This is a genomic window from Streptomyces sp. NPDC040545, from assembly GCF_055595065.1.
In genome coordinates, this window is the sequence record NZ_JBVIWA010000016.1 from 37793 (window position 1) to 57495 (window position 19703).

Below are 19703 nucleotides of genomic sequence, written 5' to 3' on the forward strand. Positions count from 1 at the left end.
CGCGGCCCGGCCCCTCTGCGAAAGGCGTGACGATGGCGGGTGACGACCTCGGCTCCCTGCTCGGCCGCGCGCAGAAGTTCTGACCGTCCGGCAGCGCCGCACGAGGGCCCGGCCGCCGTCCCACGGGATGGGCGGTCGGGCCCTCGTGCCGCGGGTGCTGGATACCCTGGCCGGACAGTCCGTCAGCTCGCCTTTTCGTCCCCTGGGAGTGCCTCGTGAGAACCGCCGTCGTCATCGGAACCGGACTGATCGGCACCTCCGCGGCGCTCGCCCTGTCCGCCCGGGGGATCACCGTCCACCTCGCCGACCACGACCCGGACCGGGCCCGTACGGCGGCCGCCCTCGGGGCCGGCACCGACGAGGCCCCCAAGGAGCAGGTCGACCTCGCGATCGTCGCCGTACCGCCGGCCCACGTGGCCGCGACCCTGGCCGACCTGATCGGGCGCGGGGTCGCGCGCGCCTACGTGGACGTGGCCAGCGTCAAGGGCGGACCGCGGCGGGAGCTGGCGGCGCTCGGCGTGGACGTCACCGCGTACATCGGGACGCACCCGATGGCCGGCAAGGAGCAGTCGGGGCCGCTCGCCGCCACCGCGGACCTCTTCGAGGGCCGCCCGTGGGTGCTGACCCCCACCCGGGACACCGACCACGAGGTGCTCAACCTCGCACTGGAGCTGGTGGCCCTGTCCCGGGCCGTGCCGGTGGTCATGGACGCCGACGCCCACGACCGCGCGGTGGCACTCGTCTCGCACACCCCGCAGCTGGTCTCCAGCATGGTCGCGGCCCGGCTGGAGGAGGCCGACGAGACGGCGGTCCGGCTGTGCGGGCAGGGCATCCGCGACGTGACCCGGATCGCGGCCTCCGACCCGCGGATGTGGGTGGAGATCCTTTCTGCCAACCCGGGACCGGTCGCCGACGTCCTCGCCGGGATCGCCGCCGACCTGGAGGAGACCGTGGAGGCGCTGCGGGGCCTGCAGTCCGCCGACGTGGAGAAGCGGCGCGGCGGCGCCGCGGGCATCGAGGACGTGCTGCGCCGCGGGAACGCGGGCCGGGTCCGGGTGCCGGGCAAGCACGGCGCGGCCCCCACGGTCTACGAGACGGTGGCCGTGCTCATCAGCGACCAGCCCGGTGAGCTGGCGCGGATCTTCGCCGACGCGGGGCGGGCCGGGGTCAACATCGAAGACGTACGGATCGAGCACGCGACGGGCCAGCAGGCCGGCCTCGTCCAGCTCATGGTGGAGCCGCGGGCGGCGGCGGGCCTGACCGCCGAGCTGCGCGAGCGGGGCTGGGCGCTGCGACAGCAGTAGCGGAGCGGCGGGGCGGCGGGGCGGCGGAGCAGCCCGGAGCGGCCGGCCGGCCCCCGGAACGAAGGGCGGGGACGGGGGCCGTCCGGGGCCGGTAACCTTGGGGAGGGGCGCTTTGCCGCGCCCGGACACGTACGCGCAACCAGGAAGGTGCCCGCACCGTGGAAACCGCAGCTCCGTCCGCCGTGATCGTCGCCATCGACGGTCCCTCCGGCACGGGCAAGTCCAGCACCTCCAAGGCCGTGGCCGCCAAGCTCGGGCTGCGCTACCTGGACACCGGCGCCCAGTACCGGGCCATCACCTGGTGGATGATCACCAACGGCGTCGACACCGACGACCCGCAGGCCATCGCGATCGCCGCCGGCAAGCCCACCATCGTGTCCGGCACCGACCCGGCCGCCCCCACCATCACCGTGGACGGCCTCGACGCCGCCGGTCCCATCCGGACCCAGGAGGTCACCTCCAAGGTCAGCGCCGTCAGCGCCGTCCCCGAGGTGCGCACCCTGATCACCGACCTGCAGCGCTCCATCTCCGCCGAGGCGGCCCAGGAGGCCGAGGGGATCGTCGTCGAGGGCCGGGACATCGGCACCACCGTACTGCCCGACGCCGACCTCAAGATCTTCCTGACCGCTTCCGCCGAGGCGCGCGCCGCCCGGCGCAGCGGCGAGCTCCGCGGCAAGGAGGCTGCCGACCTCGCGGCCACCAAGGAGGCGCTGATCAAGCGCGACGCGGCCGACTCCGGCCGCAAGACCTCCCCGCTGGCCAAGGCCGACGACGCCGTCGAGGTGGACACCACCGAACTCACGCTCGACCAGGTGATCGAGTGCGTCGTGACGCTGGTGGAAGAGAAGCGGGCGGGCCGCAAGTGAGCCAAGCGCCCTCCCTCAAGGGTGCGGCGGTCGGCAGGCGCATCGGAATCGGGCTCATGTACGGGCTCTGGAAGCCGCGCGTACTGGGGGCCTGGAAGGTGCCCGCCTCGGGCCCCGTCATCCTCGCCGTGAACCACTCGCACAACATCGACGGCCCCATGGTCATGGGCACCGCGCCCCGGCCGCTGCACTTCCTGATCAAGAAGGAAGCGTACGTGGGCCCGCTCGGCCCCTTCCTCGAAGGGATCGGGCAGGTCAAGGTCGACCGCGGCGGCCCCGACCGGACGGCGATAGGCCGCGCCCTCGGCGTGCTCGACAATGGAGGGGCCCTGGGGATATTTCCCGAGGGCACCCGGGGCGAGGGCGACTTCGCCTCGCTGCGCGCCGGTCTCGCGTACTTCGCGGTCCGCAGCGGCGCGCCCATCGTCCCGGTGGCCGTCCTGGGCAGCGGGGACACTCCCGGCCGGGTCGTCAAGGGCCTGCCGGCCCTCAAGAGCCGGGTCGACGTCGTCTTCGGCTCGGCCTTCGACGCGGGTGACGGCAGTGGCCGCCGGACCCGTACCGCGCTGGACGAGGCCACCGTACGCATCCAGGACCGGCTGACCGCCCACCTGGCCGACGCCAAGCGCCTCACCGGGCGCTGAGCGAGACTTGAAACCAGTAGTGGAACCGCGCTGCGCGGGCACCACCGATCACCACGAACGACGAGGAACGGACTTCATGAACGACCAGCACGACCACGGAGCACTTGGCGACGCCGAGTACGCGGAGTTCATGGAGCTCGCCGCGGAAGAGGGCTTCGACATCGAAGAGGTCGAAGGCGCGATCGAGGAGGCCGGTCACGGCCCGCTTCCCGTCCTCGCCGTCGTCGGCCGCCCGAATGTCGGCAAGTCGACCCTGGTGAACCGGATCATCGGCCGCCGTGAGGCGGTCGTCGAGGACAAGCCCGGCGTCACCCGCGACCGCGTCACGTACGAGGCCGAATGGGCCGGCCGCCGCTTCAAGGTCGTCGACACCGGCGGCTGGGAGCAGGACGTCCTCGGCATCGACGCCTCCGTCGCCGCCCAGGCCGAGTACGCCATCGAGGCCGCCGACGCGGTCGTCTTCGTCGTCGACTCCAAGGTCGGCGCCACCGACACCGACGAGGCCGTCGTACGGCTGCTGCGCAAGGCGGGCAAGCCCGTCGTGCTGTGCGCCAACAAGGTCGACGGCCAGAGCGGCGAGGCCGACGCGGCCTCGCTGTGGTCGCTCGGCCTCGGCATGCCGCACCCGGTCTCCTCGCTGCACGGCCGCGGCACCGGCGACATGCTCGACGCCGTCCTGGAGGCCCTGCCCGAGGCCCCCGCGCAGACCTTCGGCGGCGCCGCCCCCGGCGGCCCGCGCCGCATCGCCCTGATCGGCCGCCCGAACGTCGGCAAGTCCTCGCTCCTGAACAAGGTGGCGAAGGAAGACCGCGTCGTCGTCAACGAGCTGGCCGGCACCACCCGCGACCCGGTCGACGAGCTGATCGAACTCGGTGGCATCACCTGGAAGTTCGTCGACACCGCCGGTATCCGCAAGAAGGTCCACCTGCAGCAGGGCGCCGACTACTACGCCTCCCTGCGCACGGCCGCCGCCGTCGAGAAGGCGGAGGTCGCGGTGATCCTGATCGACACCACCGAGACCATCAGCGTCCAGGACCAGCGCATCATCACGATGGCCGTCGAGGCGGGCCGCGCGATCGTGATCGCGTACAACAAGTGGGACGAGCTCGACGAGGAGCGCCGCTACTACCTCGAGCGCGAGATCGAGACCGAGATGCAGCAGGTCTCGTGGGCGCCCCGGGTGAACGTCTCGGCGCTCACCGGCCGCCACATGGAGAAGCTGGTCCCGGCGATCGAGACGGCGCTGGCGGGCTGGGAGACGCGCGTCCCCACCGGCCGGCTGAACGCCTTCCTCGGTGAGGTCGTCGCCGCCCACCCGCACCCGATCCGTGGCGGCAAGCAGCCCCGCATCCTGTTCGGTACCCAGGCGGGCAGCAAGCCGCCGCGGTTCGTCCTCTTCGCCTCCGGCTTCCTGGAGCACGGCTACCGGCGCTTCATCGAGCGCCGCCTGCGCGAGGAGTTCGGCTTCGACGGCACCCCGATCCACATCTCGGTGCGGGTGCGCGAGAAGCGCGGCGCCCAGTACAAGAAGAAGAAGTAGGACCGGGCGGGGACTCCGGCGGACTCAGCGGGGTCAGTAACCCCGGCGCGGAGCGGGCGGCAGGGCCGCCGGGATGTGTGTCATCCCGGTCTGGTGCTGCCGCCCGTCGGCGTATCCGGGGCTGCCCGCGTACGAGTACGCCGGCAGCGGCTGAGGGGTGTACGAGGGCTGCCAGCCGTCCACGCGCTGCCACGCGGAGCCGCTCCAACCGCTGCCGTACGAGCTGCCGCCCGTGTACGAGGCCCCGTAGGAGAAGGACGTGAACCCGTGGTCCTCCTCGCCCGTACGGTCGCCCGGCAGCGCCCGGAAGGCGCGCAGGTACTCCGAGTACAGCGTGTCGTAGATCGGGGTGTGCGAGACGGCCGGAGGGGTGTCCCGGTCCCGTGCGGGACGCATCGCGGGGACGGTGCTCGAATAGGACGGGGCGCGGGAGGAGTCGTATGAATGCACGTACCAGCCAACGAAACCGGCGCGCTGCGGATGCGGGCTGACAGGGGACGAAACGCAGATCGCCGGAGGTGTGCGGGACGGACCGCACACCCCCGGCGCACGCCGCCCGGCCCCCTCGGCGGGGGGCTGGGCGGCCGTTCTCGTACCGGCTGGGATCAGGCGCCGGGCGTACCCGCCAGCGGCATCGCGGCGGCCACGAGCTTGCCCGCGGCGGCGGCCTTGTCCAGCGCGTCGCGCAGCAGGTCCTCACGGGGCTGCTGGCCGATGGAGCCGACCGGGGCGGCGTAGATCAGCACGCGCTGGGTCTTGTTGACGGCGGCCCGCCAGCCGTCGGTGACCGACAGCGCCTGGTGCGCCTGCCACCAGGCGACCTGGCCGCCGTCGTTGCCCGGCTGCAGCACGGCGTGCAGCTGGCCCGCGGCGAGCAGGACCGACCAGCCGCCGAGGACGGTGGGGACCTCGGAGGTGTCGGTGACCGGGATGAAGCCCTGCTCGATCAGGAGCGGCAGGAAGTCGTCGCCGGGGCCGTCGCTGCCGGGGCGGGCGATGGGCGCGGTCGGCTCGACGACCAGGGCGGGGTGCAGCTCCCCGGCGATCAGGATCAGGCCGCTGGTGATGCCGAGGACGGCCTGGCCGCCGGGCACGTTCTGCGGGGCGGCGCCGGGGCCGCCGGCGGCGGCCGGGCTGTCGCCGGTGATGCTGCGGACGGCGCCCTGGAGCTGCTCCTCGGAGACCGAGACCACCTGCGAGGGGATGCAGGTGGCGTGGGCGAAGGCGAGGACGGCGGTCTCCTCGCCGACGAACAGCACCGTGCTGGTGCGGTCGTTCTCGGGGTCGCCCGGGGTACGGCAGGAGGTGCAGTCGTAACTGCGCGGCGCGTCCTCGCCGACGAGCAGCCTGTCGGCTTCTTCGTCACCGATCTCGGCACGTACCTCATCACTGACGTCGAGCATGCGCGGCACGGGGTGGCTCCTCGGCATAGGTGCGGGTCCGGGAGGCTCCCGGCTCGCCGGGCTCAACGGCCGAGCGGCGGCCGGGGTCACGCCATTTGAGGGAACGGATTCGAACCTGGCCCCCGGAAGGGTGAACCGTGCGACCGGAGCTTCGCTTCCGTGCCAACTGTTTTCTGCTTGTGCTCAGTTGATGCCCAGGTGTGGCCGTTTGGGGCGGTGGTGGCGGTCGGCCGACCGGGTGGGATGCGGTGACCTGCCGCGTGGCGCGCCGCAGGGAGCCGCGGATGGCTGCGTAGCGTGACCCGATGCCCCACCACCGGACCTGTCGGGCCGTATCCGGCGGCGCCGTCGTGCTCGCCGCCGTGCTGGCGCTCGTACTGCCCCGCGCGGCCGCGGCCGTGGCCGCGGCTCCCCCGCCACCGGCGCCCGGGCCGGCCGGGGCGGCGCACCCCGGCTCGCCCGGTGTGATCGGGGACGGGCCCGGGGACTGCGGACCGGGCGGGCAATGGCCCTGGGACTGCGTGGCCGACTGCGAGAGCGGCGGGCGGTGGGCGGTGAACACCGGCAACGGCTTCTACGGGGGGCTGCAGTTCTGGCAGCCGACGTGGGAGGAGTTCGGCGGGCCGGCGTTCGCGAAACGGGCCGACCTGGCCAGCCGCGTGCAGCAGATCCGGGTCGCGGAGGACGTCCTCGGCTCGCAGGGATGGAACGCGTGGCCGGTGTGCTCCAAGCGGTACGGGCTGGCCGGACGGATGCACGCGGTGCGGGACGGCGACACGCTGGTGTCGGTCGCCCGCAAACACCGGGTCCGGGGCGGCTGGCGGGCCCTGTACGAGGCGAACCGGGAGCGGATCGGGCCGAAGCCGGAGGCCCTCGCGGTGGGCATGCTGCTGGTCCTCCCGAACCCGGAGCCCGCCGCCCCGCCGCAGGCCCCGGCCGGGTCGGCGCCCGCGCCGGTGCCCGCGCTGACGCCCGCGCCGGTGCCCGCGCTGACGCCCGCGCCGGTGCCGGTCACCGCTCCGGCCGCTCCGCCACCGGCCCCGCGCCCCTGACCGGGGCCGCCCCGGGCCGTCCGCGCGTTGCGGGATGCCGTGCGGGCGCCGACCCTGGAAACGACGAGCCGAACGGCTCGCCCGGACACCGGCGGTGAGCCAGATGCTCCAGAGCAGACACCCGCGCGCCCACCCACACGTACACCCGCGCGCACCCGCACGCGCCGCGGCCTGCACGGCGGCCGCGGTCCTGCTGGCCGTCCCGGCGGCCGTGGGGTGGTCCGCGCCCGCGGTGGCGGCGGGGCCCCCGGAGCCACCGTCCGCCGCGGTCCTGATCCTGCCTGCCGCGGACGGGCCCGCGGATCCCGCGGCGGCCGAGAATCAGATCGAGAAGAACTGGACCGCGTTCTTCGACCCGCAGACCCCGACGGATGAGAAGGCCGGGCTGCTGCAGCACGGCGACCTCCTCAAGGTGCTGCTGGACGGCTTCTCGGCCGGTGCCGAAGCGGCCAAGACCTCCGTCGAGGTCACCGGCGTCACCTTCACCTCGCCCACCGAGGCCGAGGTGACCTACGACCTGAAGGTCGGCGACGAGACGGTACTGCCCGGCAGCAAGGGGACCGCGGTGCTGGAGGACGGGGTCTGGAAGGTCTCCGCGAAGACCCTCTGCGCACTCGTCGAGCTCAGCGGCGCCGAGGCACCCCCGCTGGTCTGCTGAGGCCCGGCCGGTCGCGGCGCGCTGGCAGACTCTGGGGATGCTCGACACCTCCGCACGACTCCTGCGCCTGCTGTCCCTGCTGCAGGCCCACCGCGAATGGACCGGGGCCGATCTCGCGGACCGCCTCGGGGTCACCGCGCGGACGGTCCGGCGCGACGTGGACCGCCTGCGGGAGCTCGGGTATCCGGTGAACGCCAGCCCCGGGACCGGCGGCGGCTACCAGCTGGGCGCGGGGGCCGAGCTGCCGCCGCTGCTGCTGGACGACGACGAGGCCGTGGCCGTCGCCGTGGGCCTGCGGACCGCCGCCGGGAACGGGGTCGAGGGCATCGGGGAGGCCTCCGTACGAGCCCTCGCGAAGCTGGAGCAGGTACTGCCGTCGCGGCTGCGCCGCAGGGTGTCGGCGCTCAACGAGTTCACCGTAACGATGCTGCGCGGCGCCCAGCGCTCCACCGTGGACCCCTCGGTGCTGACCGAGCTGGCCTCGGTCTGCCGGGACGGCGAGCGGCTGCGCTTCGGATACCGCGACCACGGAGGCAACGTCAGCCGCCGCACCGTCGAACCGCACCGGCTGGTGTGCACGGAGCGGCGCTGGTACCTGGTCGCCTGGGACCTGGACCGGGAGGCGTGGCGGACCTTCCGCGCGGACCGGATCGAGCCCAGGCCTCCGCACGGGCCGCGGTTCACCCCGCGCCCGGCGCCCGCCGAGGACCTCGCCGCGTACGTCTCCGAGGGCGTGTCGCAGCGGGTGTACGCGGCCCGCGCGGTGGTGCGGCTGAAGGTTTCGGCGCAGGACGCGGCACGGATCATCGGGCCGAGCGACGGGGTCCTGGAACCGGTCGACGGGCAGAGCTGTCTGCTGCGTACCGGGGCGGTCAACCTGGACGTTCTCGTGATTCACGTCATGCTGCTCGGTTGTGAGTTCGAAGTGGTCGAGCCGCCGGAGCTGACGGATCGGATCAGGGCCGCACGGGATCTCCTGGGGAGGGCCGTGGAGACCGGAGAAGTGAAGGAAATGTAGGGGAGCTGAGGGGGATTCAACTGGTCTGGTCCAAGAGGACCGTGGCAATCCCGGACAGGAATTCGGCAGGGTTCGGCGCAAATTCCAAACCCTCTGAACCCCGGGCGTGTCGCGGACCGGTAAACAATGTGCGGCTGTTGATATTCTGTGACACAAGCGTGACCCGGGACGGACGAACGTCCGGGCGTGGTGCTGACGAACGGCGAAGGCGGGCCAGGTCCGAGGACCTGGCCCGCCTTCGTGTGTCGCGGGGAGAGGTGGTGCGTACCGCCCCCGCGGCGGGACGTCAGCCGCCGGCCACCGGACGGGCCGCGGCCCCCCGGGCGGGGGCCCGTTCGGTGTGCGCCGGGCGGCGGCTGCCGACCGGCGTGACCGGGGTCCGCTCGGAGCGGATCACGTGCGGCCGGCCGGCCGGGTGCGCGGAGGGCCGGGCGGTGGGGGAGTGCGCGGTGGCGTTGCCCGCGGCGCTCGTGGTGGTTGCGGCGCCCGAGGTGGCCGCGGTGGCCGGCACGGCCGCGGTGGCCGTGACGGGCTGCGGGACCGGCTTCCCGGCGGTGTCGGCAGCGGTCCCGGCGGGGAGCCGCAGCTGCCACTTGCCGCCGGCCGAGAGCAGCGGGGTGAGCACGGAGACGACCGGCGCGGGCATCCGGCCGGTCTCGGCGCGGCGGCGCAGCAGCTCGCGCACGTCGAAGACGTAGGCCTCGGTCCGGGCGATGAGCGGCTCGAACCAGGGGAGGGCCAGCAGGATCAGCAGGCCCGCGGACCATCCGAGCAGGACGTCGCTGACCCAGTGGGTGCCGAGGTACACGGTGGTGGCGCCGACGCTCAGCGAGACGACTGCGGACACCACGGACAGCACCCGGCGGGTGACCCCGGTGGAGGCCAGGTAGGCCAGGATTCCCCACGTCACCACGGCGTTGGCGGTGTGACCGGAAGGGAATATATCGCCACCGGCGAAGAGTTCGGCGGATCCGATCTCCGTGGCGTAGTGCGGACCGAGCCGGCCGAGGCCGAGCTTGACGGAGCCGACGGTGATGTTGAGCAGCAACAGCGCCACGCCGAGGGTGATCAGCGGGCGGAGGGTGTGCTGCCGCCAGGAGCGCCAGCCGAGCCAGGCGGCGACCATGACCGCGGTGGGTCCGCGCTGGCCCAGCACGACCAGATAGTCGAGGAAGGCGTGCAGCTGCGGCCACTGCTCGTAGGGCCGGAAGAACATGATCTGCCAGTCCAGGCGGACCAGCCAGGAAGTGGTCAGTACGGCAACCACGATTGCGAGATAGAAGGCGAGGGTCGATCCCAGGAGTACGACGCGGTGCCGGCTCATCTGCGGGGTTTGCAGATGAGCCGGTCGCTCTGGTTCCCGGTCCAGCCGGGCGAACACCCGCTCCAGACGGGTCAGGATTTGGTCGGTACGCACTCAATCGACGTTACCGCCCGTCGATGGTCGGCCCGGGCGAATCGCGGGCTTTGTGATGACCATGTGATGTGGAGTTGGTCTCATGCGGGACTTAATTCCCGCTATTTCGACAGCGGTTGGCGGCTGCTTGATCCACTGCCTCGCTGAATTGTTTCGGTCACTTATCCGGACTTTATTGCCGCGCGGGCCATTTCTTTTGCTGAAAGATGGACCGGAATGATCCGTTCCGTGACGTGGGGGCTCTAGGGAGGACCCGAGCCGTTCAGCCAGAACGCCCCGTAGACCGCCGAGGCCAGGGCCAGCGCGCCCACCACCGCGGCCGCCCGCCCGGTCCGCCACCGCGCCAGCGCCACCGCCGGCGGCAGCATCAACGGGAAGGCGGGCAGCAGCAGCCGGGGCTTGGACCCGAAGTACCCGGACGCGCACAGCGCCAGCGCCACGACGATCCCGCAATACACGAGCAGCGGCACCGGCTGCCGCTGCTGGACACACTTCGCGTACAGCCACAGCACCAGCCCGACCCCCGCGATCAGTCCCACCCCGGCGAGGAACGCGGACGAGGCCAGCTTCGCCCCGATGAACCCCGCGAACGCCCAGCCGCCGTCGAAGCCGTTGCCCCAGCCGCCCTGCACGTCCAGGTAACCCAGCAGACCGCCCCCGGTGCGCGCGCCGACCCACAGCACGTATCCGGCCGCGCCCGCCGGAGCCAGCAGCACCCCCGCGACCGTCCGCCAGGACCGCTCCCCGCGCCGCCAGGCCATCGCCGCGGCCACCCACACCGCCGCGACCACCGCCGCGCCGACCGGGCGGGTCAGCCCGGCCCCGGCCGCGAGCAGCCCCGCCGTCAGCCACCGCCCGCGCAGGGCCCCGTAGAGCGCCCAGGCGGCCAGGGCGGTGAACAGTGACTCGCTGTACGCCATGGACTGCACGATCCCGACCGGCAGCGCCGCCCAGACCGCGACCGCGAACACCCCCGCCCGGCGGCCGTGGACCCGATCGGCCACCGCGAAGATCCCCCAAGCCGCGGCGAGCCCCGCGACCACCGACACCACCAGACCCGCGGAGCCGTACGAGAGCCCGGTCGCGGCGGACACCACCCGTTCCAGCCACGGCAGCAGCGGGAAGAACGCCAGGTTCGAGTGAACGTGCCCGTTCGGGAGGAGCACCTCGTACCCGTACCCCTCCGCGGCGATGCGGGCGTACCAGAGCGAGTCCCAGCGGGCCGACAGCAGCGTGTGCGGGCTGCTGCCGACCGCCGCACCCCACACCGCGAGCACCGTCAGCCCGAGCAGCCGCACCGCCGCGAAGACGGCCAGTGCGGGCGCGGCCCGGCGAAATCCAAGATCTTCCACAGACATGATTATCGGTGGAGCCGGCGATACGCCTTTGAGGGGCAGGGAACGTGGCGTGCGGAAACCACGAGCCGTGAGCGCGCGTGTACACGGGGGAAGGAAGACCGTGGAGGGAGTGGTATACGCCACACCGGGGCCGCAGCCGGGATGAGAGCTTGACCACGTGCCGGTCAGACGAACTCGCGTACGCTGACCGTTCACTCGCGTGTCGATGCCGGACCCCGTTGGACGCCGCACAGCGCACCACCCCCCGTGGCTCCACAAGACGCTGGTCCGCCGAGCGCGAGGGATCACCTGGGAGGTACATGCATGTCGGGGACGAACGCGGCCGGGGTCCGGACCCCTTCCCCCTGGCAGCGGCTGAACGCCGCCTCCGGTGGGACCAACCGCTGGGTCGTCCTGGCGGTGCTCTGCGTCAGCCTGGTCCTCGTCGCGCTCGACGCGACGGTCCTCCACGTCGCCGTCCCCTCCGTCACCGAGGACCTGCGCCCCGGCTCGATCGAGCTCCTGTGGATCGTCGACGCCTACCCGCTGGTCTGCGCCTCGCTGCTCATCCTCTTCGGCACCCTCGGTGACCGGGTCGGCCGCCGCCGCGTCCTCCTCCTCGGCTACGGGCTGTTCGGCGTGGCCTCCGCGATAGCGGCCCTCGCCGACAACGCCCAGGTCCTCATCGCCGCGCGCGCCCTGCTCGGCATCGGCGGCGCGATGATCATGCCCGCCACCCTGTCGATCCTGCGGCAGGTCTTCCCCGACCGGCGCGAGCGGGCGCTCGCCATCGGCATCTGGACCGCCGTCGCCGCCATCGGCGCGGCCAGCGGCCCGGTGCTCGGCGGCTTCCTCGTCCAGCACTTCTGGTGGGGCTCCGTCTTCCTCATCAACATCCCGCTGATGGCACTGATCCTGCCGCTCGGCCGCTGGCTGCTGCCGGAGTCGCGCGGATCCGCCGACGGGCCGTGGGACGTCCTCGGCGCGCTGATGGCCGCCGCCGGCGTACTCGGCACGGTGCTCGGGATCAAGCGGCTGGGCGCCGAACGCCGGCTCCTCGACGCCGAGGCACTGATCCCGCTGCTGCTGGGCGTGGTGCTGCTCGTGCTGTTCGTGCGCCGGCAGAAGCGGCGCGAGCACCCGCTGATCGACATGCGGATGTTCTCGCGGGCCGCCTTCTCCACCTCGGTCGCCTGCATCGTCCTCGCCATGCTGGCCCTGGTCGGCCTGGAGCTGATCGCCGTCCAGTACCTGCAGCTGGTGCTGCACCTCAGCCCGCTGGAGACCGGCCTGCGGCTGCTGCCGCTGACCTTCGCCGCCATGGCCGCGGGCGCCACCGGCTCGTACACCCTGGGGCGGGTCGGGCCGCGCACGATGGTGTCGCTGGGCTTCGTCCTGACCGCCTGCGCCGTGCTGATGCTGACGCTCATGGGCCAGCACGACCGGCCGCTGCTGCTGACCATCGGCTTCATCCTGCTCGGCTTCGGGCTGCAGACCACGCTGTTCGCCGCGTACGAGTCGATGCTGAGCGAGGCCCCGGCGGCCACCGCGGGCGGCGCGGCCTCGATCGGCGAGACCTCGTACCAGCTGGGCGCGGGCATGGGCATCGCGCTGCTGGGCAGCGTGATGAACGCGGCGTACCGGCCGGGGCTCGTGGGCGTGCCGGGGGTGACGGCGGCGGATTCGGCGGGCGCGGCGAATTCTCTGGGCGAGGCGTACCAGATCGCGGCGCACCTCGGGGGGCCGGCGGGGGCGTCGCTGTACGCGGCGGCGCGGCAGTCGTTCGTGCACGGACTGCATGTGACGCTGCTGGTGAGCGCGGTGCTGTTGGTCGCGGGGGCGGTGATGGCGCTGAAGCTGCCGCGGGTGATGGATTGCGGGGCGGCGGAGGACGAGGCGGCGCCGGCCGCCGGCGAGGCGGTGCGGTTGCCCGGGCAGGCGAAGGGTGAGGTGCGGGCGGCTTCGGCCACGGCCCCGGCCCCGGCCGAGCAGGCGGGCTGACGGTCTCGCCCGCGGGTGCGGCGCCGTTGCCGGGGCTCTGCCCCGGACCCCGCGCCTCAAACGCCGGCGGGGCTGGGTGGGTGCGGCGGGCTGGGTTGGCGGGGCCGGGTCGGTGGGGGCTGGATTTGCCCGGCCCGGGCGAATAGCTTCGGGCGAGCGCAAAACTTGCGCTGCTAGGTTCTGTCTCAGGCCGCCGGGAGGCCCAGTGTCCGCGTTCCTGCCCCACGATCCGCTCGGGCTCGACGAGCTCCTCGGGCCCGAGGACCTCGCCGTCCGGGACACCGTCCGAGCCTGGGCCGCCGACCGGGTGCTGCCGAACATCGCGCAGTGGTACGAGGACGGCGAGCTGCCCGGGATCCGTGAGCTGGCCCGGGAGCTCGGTGGCATCGGAGCGCTCGGGATGTCCCTCCAGGGCTACGGGTGTGCCGGTGCCAGCGCCGTGCAGTACGGGCTCGCCTGCCTGGAGCTGGAGGCCGCCGACTCCGGGATCCGCTCTCTCGTGTCGGTGCAGGGTTCGCTCGCCATGTACGCGATCTGGAAGTACGGCTCCGAGGAGCAGAAGCAGCGCTGGCTGCCCGGCATGGCCGCCGGCGAGCTCATCGGCTGCTTCGGGCTGACCGAGCCCGATGTGGGGTCGGACCCCGCGGCGATGCGGACCTACGCCAAGCGCGACGGCACCGACTGGGTGCTGAACGGCCGCAAGATGTGGATCACCAACGGTTCCGTCGCGGCGGTCGCCGTGGTGTGGGCCCAGACCGACGAGGGGATCCGCGGTTTCGCGGTGCCCACCGACACCCCCGGGTTCTCCGCGCCGGAGATCAAGCACAAGTGGTCGCTGCGGGCCAGCGTCACGAGCGAGCTGGTGATGGACGACGTACGGCTGCCCGCCGACGCGGTGCTGCCGCTGGTCACCGGGCTCAAGGGGCCGCTGGGCTGCCTGAGCCACGCGCGGTACGGGATCATCTGGGGATCCATGGGCGCGGCGCGGGCCAGTTTCGAGTCCGCGCTCGACTACGCGAGGACGCGGGAGCAGTTCGGCAAGCCGATCGGCGGTTTCCAGCTCACCCAGGCCAAACTGGCGGACATGGCCCTGGAACTCCACAAGGGCATCCTGCTCGCCCACCACCTGGGCCGGCGCATGGACGCGGGCACCCTGCGGCCGGAGCAGATCAGCTTCGGCAAGCTCAACAACGTCCGCGAGGCCATCGAGATCTGCCGCACCGCGCGGACCATCCTCGGCGCCAACGGGATCTCCCTCGAATACCCCGTCATGCGGCACGCCACCAACCTCGAATCGGTCCTCACCTACGAGGGCACCGTCGAGATGCACCAGCTGGTGCTGGGCAAGGCGCTCACCGGCCTGGACGCCTTCCGGTGAGAGCCCTGCTCAGCTCTGGTTGAAGAAGTCGCGTGAGCGGCCGCCCGCTTCGCCGCTGACGATCTGGGTGTCGGCCGGGGTCAGGAGGAAGACCCTGGTCGCCACCCGCTCGATCGAACCGCGCAGCCCGAAGGTCAGTCCGGCCGCGAAGTCGACGACGCGCTTCGCGTCGCCCGGGTCCATCGACGACAGGTTGACGATCACCGGGACCCCGTCGCGGAACAGCTCGCCGATGCCCCGCGCGTCACGGAAACCGTCCGGGGTGACCGTCGCGATGCGACGGCCGTGCTCCACGGCCGACTCGGATGCCACGCGGACCCGCGGGTCGGTGACCCACTGCTCGCCGGGGCCGGCCACCGAACCCTGGGCGGCCTCCGCGTAGTCGTCGTCGTAGTAGCGCTCGTCGTCGCTGTCCTCCACGAGACCCAGCCAGGCACTCGCCTTGCGCACCGAACCCATGGACTGCCTCCTTTCACCGCGGTCAGTCTGTCTTCTCTCCGCTGCCCCTATGCTCGTCCATGATGCTGACAACGCGCCAAGTGGATAGTCGCCGCGCAGGGGTTTCGTGACGGTACTGGTGCAGAACATCCGTTGCACGGTCAAGGATCCTGGTGGCTACCACTGCTGACTGAGTGAAAATACGACTGCCGCCGCCGTACGGGTGAGCGACGCGGACGTACGGGTGAAACGGGCGGGTCGATACGATGCCCGGCAGGCACGCGTACGACACACGGGGGAAGCAGCTTGTTCGGCATCGTGAGACCTTGCACGCACCGCTTGGGAGAGCGGTTCAAGGCGGAGTGGATGGCCCATCTGTGCGGGCTGTGTCTGGCACTTCGGGGAGATCACGGACAGTTCGCCCGGATCGTGACGAACTATGACGGGCTGCTCGTCTCCGTCCTGACGGAGGCTCAGTCGGGTACCGCGCCCGAGGCCCGGCGCACCGCCGGGCCCTGCCCGCTGCGCGGGATGCGCACCGCCTCCGTGGCCCAGGGCGAGGGGGCGCGGCTCGCCGCCGCCGTCTCGCTCGTGCTCGCCTCCGCCAAGGTGCGCGACCACGTGGCGGACCGGGACGGGCTGTTGGCCCGCGCCCCCATAGCCGCCGCCGCGCGCAAGGTGGCCCGCGGCTGGGACCGGGCCGGAGCCCGCACCGGGGCCTCGCTCGGCTTCGACACCACCGTGCTCGTCGACGCCGTGGACCGGCAGGCGGGCATCGAGACGCTCGCGGGCCCCGGCACTCCCGTGCTCGTGGTGACCGAGCCGACCGAGACCGCGACGGCCGCCGCCTTCGCACATACCGCGCAGCTGGCCGGACGGCCAGGCAACGCACCCGCACTGGCCGAGGCCGGCCGGTACTTCGGCCGGCTCGCGCACCTGCTGGACGCGGTGGAGGACCAGGGCGCCGACGCCGTCGCGGGCGCCTGGAACCCGCTCACCGCCACCGGGACCTCGCTCACCGAGGCCCGCAGGCTCTGCGACGACGCCCTCCACGGCATCAGGCTGGCCCTGGGCGAGGTCGAGTTCACCGACGCGGGTCTCGCCCACCGGCTGCTCGTGCACGAGCTGCGCACCTCGGTGGACCGGGCCTTCGGCACCGGCAGCTGCGGCCACACGGCGACGGCCTCCGCAGGCCAGGGCGGCAACCCGTACGCGGGCCAGCCGTACGGTGGTCAGGGCGGGAACCAGTACGGCCAGAACCCGTACGGCGAGAACCCCTACGGCGGGGCCCCGTACGGCGGTGGAGCGGGCGGCCCGGGGATGCCGCCCACGGGCCCGGGCGGATTCGGTGGCGCGCCGCCCCCGCAGCGGCCGCGCCGCGGACTGCTCGCGGGCTGCGCGGTGGCCATCGGGCTCTTCTGCACCTGCCAGATGTGCTGCACCGAGCACGAGGGCCCGTGGTCCCGGAAGAAGCGGGACCCGTGGTGCGACGCCTGTGAGTGCTGCGAGTCCTGCGACTGCTGCAACGGTTCGGGTTCCGGCGGCGGCAGCGGGGGTGGCGGCGGCGGTGGCGACGGCTGCTGCAGCTGTGACTGCTGCGGCTGCGACTGCTGAGGCTCTTTCAGATTTCACAGGTCCGGACGGCGTACGCGGGGATTCCCGCCCGGACCCGCGTGGAAGGGTTGAGCGGGATGAGCGACGACGCAGACGACCCGCACGCCGCGTGGCGGGAATGGCACGAGCGCAGGGCGGCGGCCGCGTCCGCGCCCTACGGACCCCTCGCGCTGACCGGTCCCCTCTGGCTCGCCGACGACCCGGAAGGTCGAATTCCGGCCGTTCCGGGGCAGTGGCGCCGGACGGAGACGATCGTGTTCCTGAAGCCCGGCATACCCGACGCACGAGGCGCGGTCGCAGTGGATCTCAATCGTCAACTGCTGCCTCCCCGCGCCTTCGCGGACCACTTCATCCGGCCTCTGCCGCCGCCCGGGTGCCCGCTGCCCTCCGAGGTGGCGACGGGCGAGCGGAGGCTGAAAGCCGCTCTTGCGACCGGTATCTGACGACAGGACACTCCCGACAGCGCTTGTCAGGGGCACGGCCAAAGTTCATGCGCCCGCCGTGCCCCCGGCTGCGCCTCACGGGCTCTGGCACCCCCACGACCGCCGGGCCCCCGACCCTCTCCAGGAGGACGAGAAGTGAGGATCAAGCGCATGACCCGTACCAGGCTGCTCGCGGCGGCCACCGGCCTGGCCGCCGCCGCAGCGTTCGCCGTCCCCACGGCGGCGACCGCGGACCCCCAGGACGGCGGCGGATTCACCGCCGACCGGCTCGCGTCGGCCAGCGCATCCGTGCTGCGCGCCAACGTCGGAGGCACCGCCTGGCACACCGACCCCGCCACCGGAACCCTCGTGGTCACCGCCGACTCCACCGTCTCCGCCGCCGCCATCGACAGAATCAAGCGCGAGGCCGGAGCCGACGTCGGAGCCCTGCGCATCGAACGCATCCCCGGCAAGCTCACCAAGCTGGTCTCCGGCGGCGACGCGATCTACGCCAACAGCTGGCGCTGCTCGCTGGGCTTCAACGTACGCAGCGGCGCCAACTACTACGCCCTGACCGCCGGGCACTGCACCGACGGCGCGGGCACCTGGTGGACCAACTCCGCCCGCACCACCGTGCTCGGCACCACCACCGGCTCCAGCTTCCCCACCAACGACTACGGCCTCATCAAGTACGCGAGCAACACGCCGGTGCCCCCCGGGACCGTCGGCAGCCAGGACATCACCAGCGCCGTGAACGCCACGGTCAACATGTCCGTGACCCGGCGCGGCTCCACCACGGGCATCCACAGCGGCCGGGTCACCGGCCTCAACGCCACCGTGAACTACGGCAACGGCGACATCGTCTACGGCATGATCCGCACCAACGTGTGCGCCGAACCCGGCGACAGCGGCGGCCCGCTCTACTCGGGCACCCGCGCCGTCGGCCTCACCTCCGGAGGCAGCGGCAACTGCTCCTCCGGCGGCACGACCTTCTTCCAGCCCGTGGTCGAAGCCCTCAACGCCTACGGTGTCAGCGTCTACTGACGGTGACTCACGCGCCCCCGCCGCACCCCTGGACGTCCTCCCGCCTTCTGGGAGGATGTTCCAGGCGGCCATGTCCACGGGGGAGGCTGGTTTCTGCATGAAACGAATCGGCGTGACCGGGCACCGAGCCATTCCGGACTCGGTGCTCGGCCATGTGGAGAGCGGACTGCGCGCCGTACTGGGCGGCCACGAAGGACCGCTGGAGGCCTTCTCCAGCCTCGCGGAGGGAGCGGACCAGCTGTTCGCCGCCATCGCCCTCGAACACGGCGCCGACCTCACCGTGGTGATCCCCAGCGGGGACTACGAGGACGCCTTCGAAGGTGCCGAGGCCCTCGCCCGCTACCGGGGCCTGAAGAACCGGGCCACCCAGGAGGTCCGGATGGACTTCGCCCGCTCCACGGACGAGGCCTACTACGCCGCCGGCACCTACATCGCCGACTCCTGCGACCGGCTCGTCGCCGTCTGGGACGGACAGCCCGCCCGCGGGCACGGCGGCACCGCCGAGATCGTCGCCTACGCGCGGGCGCTCGGCAAACCGGTCACCGTCATCTGGTGCGAGGGCGTGACCCGGGACTGAGCCACACCCCTCCCACCCTCCCACCCTCAGCACCTCAACTGCTGTGCCGCGCCAGCCAGTCCGTGTGCTGCGGCGACACGTACCGCTCCGTCTCGTACACCGAAGAAGGCCACTGCGACTCGGTGATGGTCGTCTGCATCACGACCATCATCGCCGCCAGATCCTGCTCGATCAGCGTGTGGGCCTCGATCAGCGGATGGTGGCGGCGCACCTCGTTCCAGGCGATCCCGGCCGCCGCCGCCGCGCTCAGCAGCGCGGTCAGCCTCGGCCCCGGACCCGAACCGAACGACCCCAGCAGCGCGAACAGCAGCGCCAGGCAGGTCAGCAGCACGATCGTCCACGACCACAGGTTCGTCGCCCGCCGCGACACCTCCGTACGCCGCCGGTACCAGTTGCGCTGCTCGATCAGCCGGTCCCGGACGTACGTCTCGCGCCGCGCCTGGTAGTCCATCCCACGCAGCCGCTGCATCGCGCCGGTGATCTCCCCGCCCTCCGGCACCGTCCCGGCGGCCCGCGGATCCTCCCAGCCCATCTTCCGCAGCTCGGCCAGACCCGCCTCCAGCCGGGTGCGGTACGTCGCCTCGGGCGCGGCGACCTCACTGCCGAACGGCGCCCCGTGCACCGCGTACCGCCAGGCCAGGGACTTGATGAACTCCGCCGCACTGCGGTTGAGCTGCCACTGCGGGCGGGCCCGGCGCCGGGTCGCCCGCATGCCCACGCCCAGCACGCCCACGTACGCGAGCACGCTCAGCAGCCCGAAGAAGTACATCGAGCCCAGCTTCGGCCCGGCGGGCAGCGCGGCGGCCGCCGCGGCCGCGACCAGCAGCAGCAACTGGGCCCGGGTGGCCTGGGTGGACTCCCGCTGCCGGGAGATCGCCGCCTGGTCGGTGTGATGGAAGAGGGCCGGCAGGTCCTCGTTTCGAAAGGTCATGCTGTCGGTCACAGCGCCCCCCTGCTGTCGGGTGGAGGGCGGCGGGGCCCCCGCGGTCG

Annotated in this window: 18 protein-coding genes and 1 pseudogene; 13 read left to right on the top strand and 6 right to left on the bottom strand. The window is 72.7% G+C overall.

Features of this window, described 5'->3' with window-relative positions:
• Positions 1-215: 215 nt before the first annotated feature.
• The 4 genes from ACZ573_RS26955 to der all read left to right on the top strand — a co-directional run bounded on the left by ACZ573_RS26955 (position 216) and on the right by der (position 4354).
• On the top strand, positions 216-1304 hold the full coding sequence (locus tag ACZ573_RS26955) for a prephenate dehydrogenase (protein WP_471308535.1): 1089 nt from the start codon (positions 216-218) through the stop codon (positions 1302-1304).
• A gap of 158 nt (positions 1305-1462) precedes the next feature.
• A complete protein-coding gene (cmk, locus tag ACZ573_RS26960) occupies positions 1463-2170 on the top strand; it encodes a (d)CMP kinase (protein ID WP_471308537.1) in 708 nt (235 codons plus the stop codon).
• 56 nt (positions 2171-2226) lie between these two features.
• The gene (locus ACZ573_RS26965; RefSeq protein WP_373041677.1) at positions 2227-2814 is read left to right on the top strand and encodes a lysophospholipid acyltransferase family protein; all 588 of its coding nucleotides are present in this window, start codon (positions 2227-2229) and stop codon (positions 2812-2814) included.
• Between the two features lie 76 nt (positions 2815-2890).
• Complete coding sequence (gene der, locus ACZ573_RS26970; RefSeq protein WP_301372070.1) at positions 2891-4354, top strand: ribosome biogenesis GTPase Der; 1464 nt, start codon at positions 2891-2893, stop codon at positions 4352-4354.
• 33 nt (positions 4355-4387) lie between these two features.
• On the opposite strand, the gene ACZ573_RS26975 is transcribed toward der, so the two are convergent.
• Together ACZ573_RS26975 and ACZ573_RS26980 are read right to left on the bottom strand one after the other, a co-directional pair.
• Positions 4388-4750 carry a hypothetical protein gene (locus tag ACZ573_RS26975; protein ID WP_471308541.1) on the bottom strand — a complete coding sequence of 121 codons (363 nt, stop codon included), beginning with the start codon at positions 4748-4750 and terminating at the stop codon, positions 4388-4390.
• Between the two features lie 209 nt (positions 4751-4959).
• Positions 4960-5766, bottom strand: a complete 807-nt coding sequence (locus tag ACZ573_RS26980) for a hypothetical protein (protein WP_373041413.1) — start codon at positions 5764-5766, stop codon at positions 4960-4962.
• 296 nt (positions 5767-6062) lie between these two features.
• Here ACZ573_RS26980 and ACZ573_RS26985 point away from each other — a divergent pair, with 296 nt between their 5' ends.
• From ACZ573_RS26985 to ACZ573_RS26995, 3 genes and pseudogenes are all read left to right on the top strand, one after another.
• Positions 6063-6809 (top strand): transglycosylase family protein, encoded by a 747-nt coding sequence (locus ACZ573_RS26985; RefSeq protein ID WP_471308544.1) that lies wholly within the window; start codon positions 6063-6065, stop codon positions 6807-6809.
• 103 nt (positions 6810-6912) lie between these two features.
• Positions 6913-7467, top strand: coding sequence for an MTB12 C-terminal domain-containing protein (locus tag ACZ573_RS26990; protein ID WP_471308547.1), 555 nt, complete (start codon positions 6913-6915; stop codon positions 7465-7467).
• A gap of 37 nt (positions 7468-7504) precedes the next feature.
• Positions 7505-8458, top strand: a pseudogene (locus tag ACZ573_RS26995) (helix-turn-helix transcriptional regulator); the annotation flags it as partial.
• Positions 8459-8771: 313 nt separating this feature from the next.
• Here ACZ573_RS26995 and ACZ573_RS27000 read toward each other — a convergent pair.
• On the bottom strand, positions 8772-9902 hold the full coding sequence (locus tag ACZ573_RS27000; RefSeq protein ID WP_471308549.1) for a phosphatase PAP2 family protein: 1131 nt from the start codon (positions 9900-9902) through the stop codon (positions 8772-8774).
• A gap of 242 nt (positions 9903-10144) precedes the next feature.
• Positions 10145-11260, bottom strand: a complete 1116-nt coding sequence (locus tag ACZ573_RS27005; protein WP_471308551.1) for a hypothetical protein — start codon at positions 11258-11260, stop codon at positions 10145-10147.
• A gap of 303 nt (positions 11261-11563) precedes the next feature.
• On the opposite strand from ACZ573_RS27005, the gene ACZ573_RS27010 reads away from it, so the two are divergent.
• A complete protein-coding gene (locus ACZ573_RS27010) occupies positions 11564-13240 on the top strand; it encodes an MFS transporter (protein WP_471308554.1) in 1677 nt (558 codons plus the stop codon).
• 205 nt (positions 13241-13445) lie between these two features.
• Positions 13446-14618, top strand: a complete 1173-nt coding sequence (locus ACZ573_RS27015; protein WP_030730023.1) for an acyl-CoA dehydrogenase family protein — start codon at positions 13446-13448, stop codon at positions 14616-14618.
• Between the two features lie 9 nt (positions 14619-14627).
• Here ACZ573_RS27015 and ACZ573_RS27020 read toward each other — a convergent pair whose 3' ends face one another.
• A complete protein-coding gene (locus ACZ573_RS27020; RefSeq protein WP_052875748.1) occupies positions 14628-15077 on the bottom strand; it encodes a cell division protein SepF in 450 nt (149 codons plus the stop codon).
• A gap of 285 nt (positions 15078-15362) precedes the next feature.
• On the opposite strand from ACZ573_RS27020, the gene ACZ573_RS27025 reads away from it, so the two are divergent.
• From ACZ573_RS27025 to ACZ573_RS27040, 4 genes are all read left to right on the top strand, one after another.
• Positions 15363-16670, top strand: coding sequence for a DUF5685 family protein (locus ACZ573_RS27025; protein WP_471308557.1), 1308 nt, complete (start codon positions 15363-15365; stop codon positions 16668-16670).
• Positions 16671-16747: 77 nt separating this feature from the next.
• Positions 16748-17113, top strand: a complete 366-nt coding sequence (locus ACZ573_RS27030) for a DUF1684 domain-containing protein (RefSeq protein WP_471308560.1) — start codon at positions 16748-16750, stop codon at positions 17111-17113.
• A 135-nt stretch (positions 17114-17248) separates the two neighbouring features.
• Complete coding sequence (locus tag ACZ573_RS27035; protein WP_471308562.1) at positions 17249-18136, top strand: S1 family peptidase; 888 nt, start codon at positions 17249-17251, stop codon at positions 18134-18136.
• A 97-nt stretch (positions 18137-18233) separates the two neighbouring features.
• Complete coding sequence (locus ACZ573_RS27040) at positions 18234-18713, top strand: hypothetical protein (protein ID WP_393782279.1); 480 nt, start codon at positions 18234-18236, stop codon at positions 18711-18713.
• 34 nt (positions 18714-18747) lie between these two features.
• Here the strand turns inward: ACZ573_RS27040 and ACZ573_RS27045 are convergent, their stop codons facing one another.
• The gene (locus tag ACZ573_RS27045) at positions 18748-19644 is read right to left on the bottom strand and encodes a DUF4231 domain-containing protein (RefSeq protein WP_471308565.1); all 897 of its coding nucleotides are present in this window, start codon (positions 19642-19644) and stop codon (positions 18748-18750) included.
• Positions 19645-19703 lie beyond the last annotated feature (59 nt).

Coding starts and splice junctions, on each gene's coding strand:
- ACZ573_RS26965 (WP_373041677.1), top strand. CDS start 2,227: ATGTACGGGCTCTGGAAGCCGCGCGTACTGGGGGCCTGGAAGGTGCCC.
- der (WP_301372070.1), top strand. CDS start 2,891: ATGAACGACCAGCACGACCACGGAGCACTTGGCGACGCCGAGTACGCG.
- ACZ573_RS26975 (WP_471308541.1), bottom strand. CDS start 4,750: ATGCGTCCCGCACGGGACCGGGACACCCCTCCGGCCGTCTCGCACACC.
- ACZ573_RS26985 (WP_471308544.1), top strand. CDS start 6,063: ATGCCCCACCACCGGACCTGTCGGGCCGTATCCGGCGGCGCCGTCGTG.
- ACZ573_RS26990 (WP_471308547.1), top strand. CDS start 6,913: ATGCTCCAGAGCAGACACCCGCGCGCCCACCCACACGTACACCCGCGC.
- ACZ573_RS27005 (WP_471308551.1), bottom strand. CDS start 11,260: ATGTCTGTGGAAGATCTTGGATTTCGCCGGGCCGCGCCCGCACTGGCC.
- ACZ573_RS27010 (WP_471308554.1), top strand. CDS start 11,564: ATGTCGGGGACGAACGCGGCCGGGGTCCGGACCCCTTCCCCCTGGCAG.
- ACZ573_RS27020 (WP_052875748.1), bottom strand. CDS start 15,077: ATGGGTTCGGTGCGCAAGGCGAGTGCCTGGCTGGGTCTCGTGGAGGAC.
- ACZ573_RS27030 (WP_471308560.1), top strand. CDS start 16,748: ATGAGCGACGACGCAGACGACCCGCACGCCGCGTGGCGGGAATGGCAC.
- ACZ573_RS27040 (WP_393782279.1), top strand. CDS start 18,234: ATGAAACGAATCGGCGTGACCGGGCACCGAGCCATTCCGGACTCGGTG.
- ACZ573_RS27045 (WP_471308565.1), bottom strand. CDS start 19,644: ATGACCTTTCGAAACGAGGACCTGCCGGCCCTCTTCCATCACACCGAC.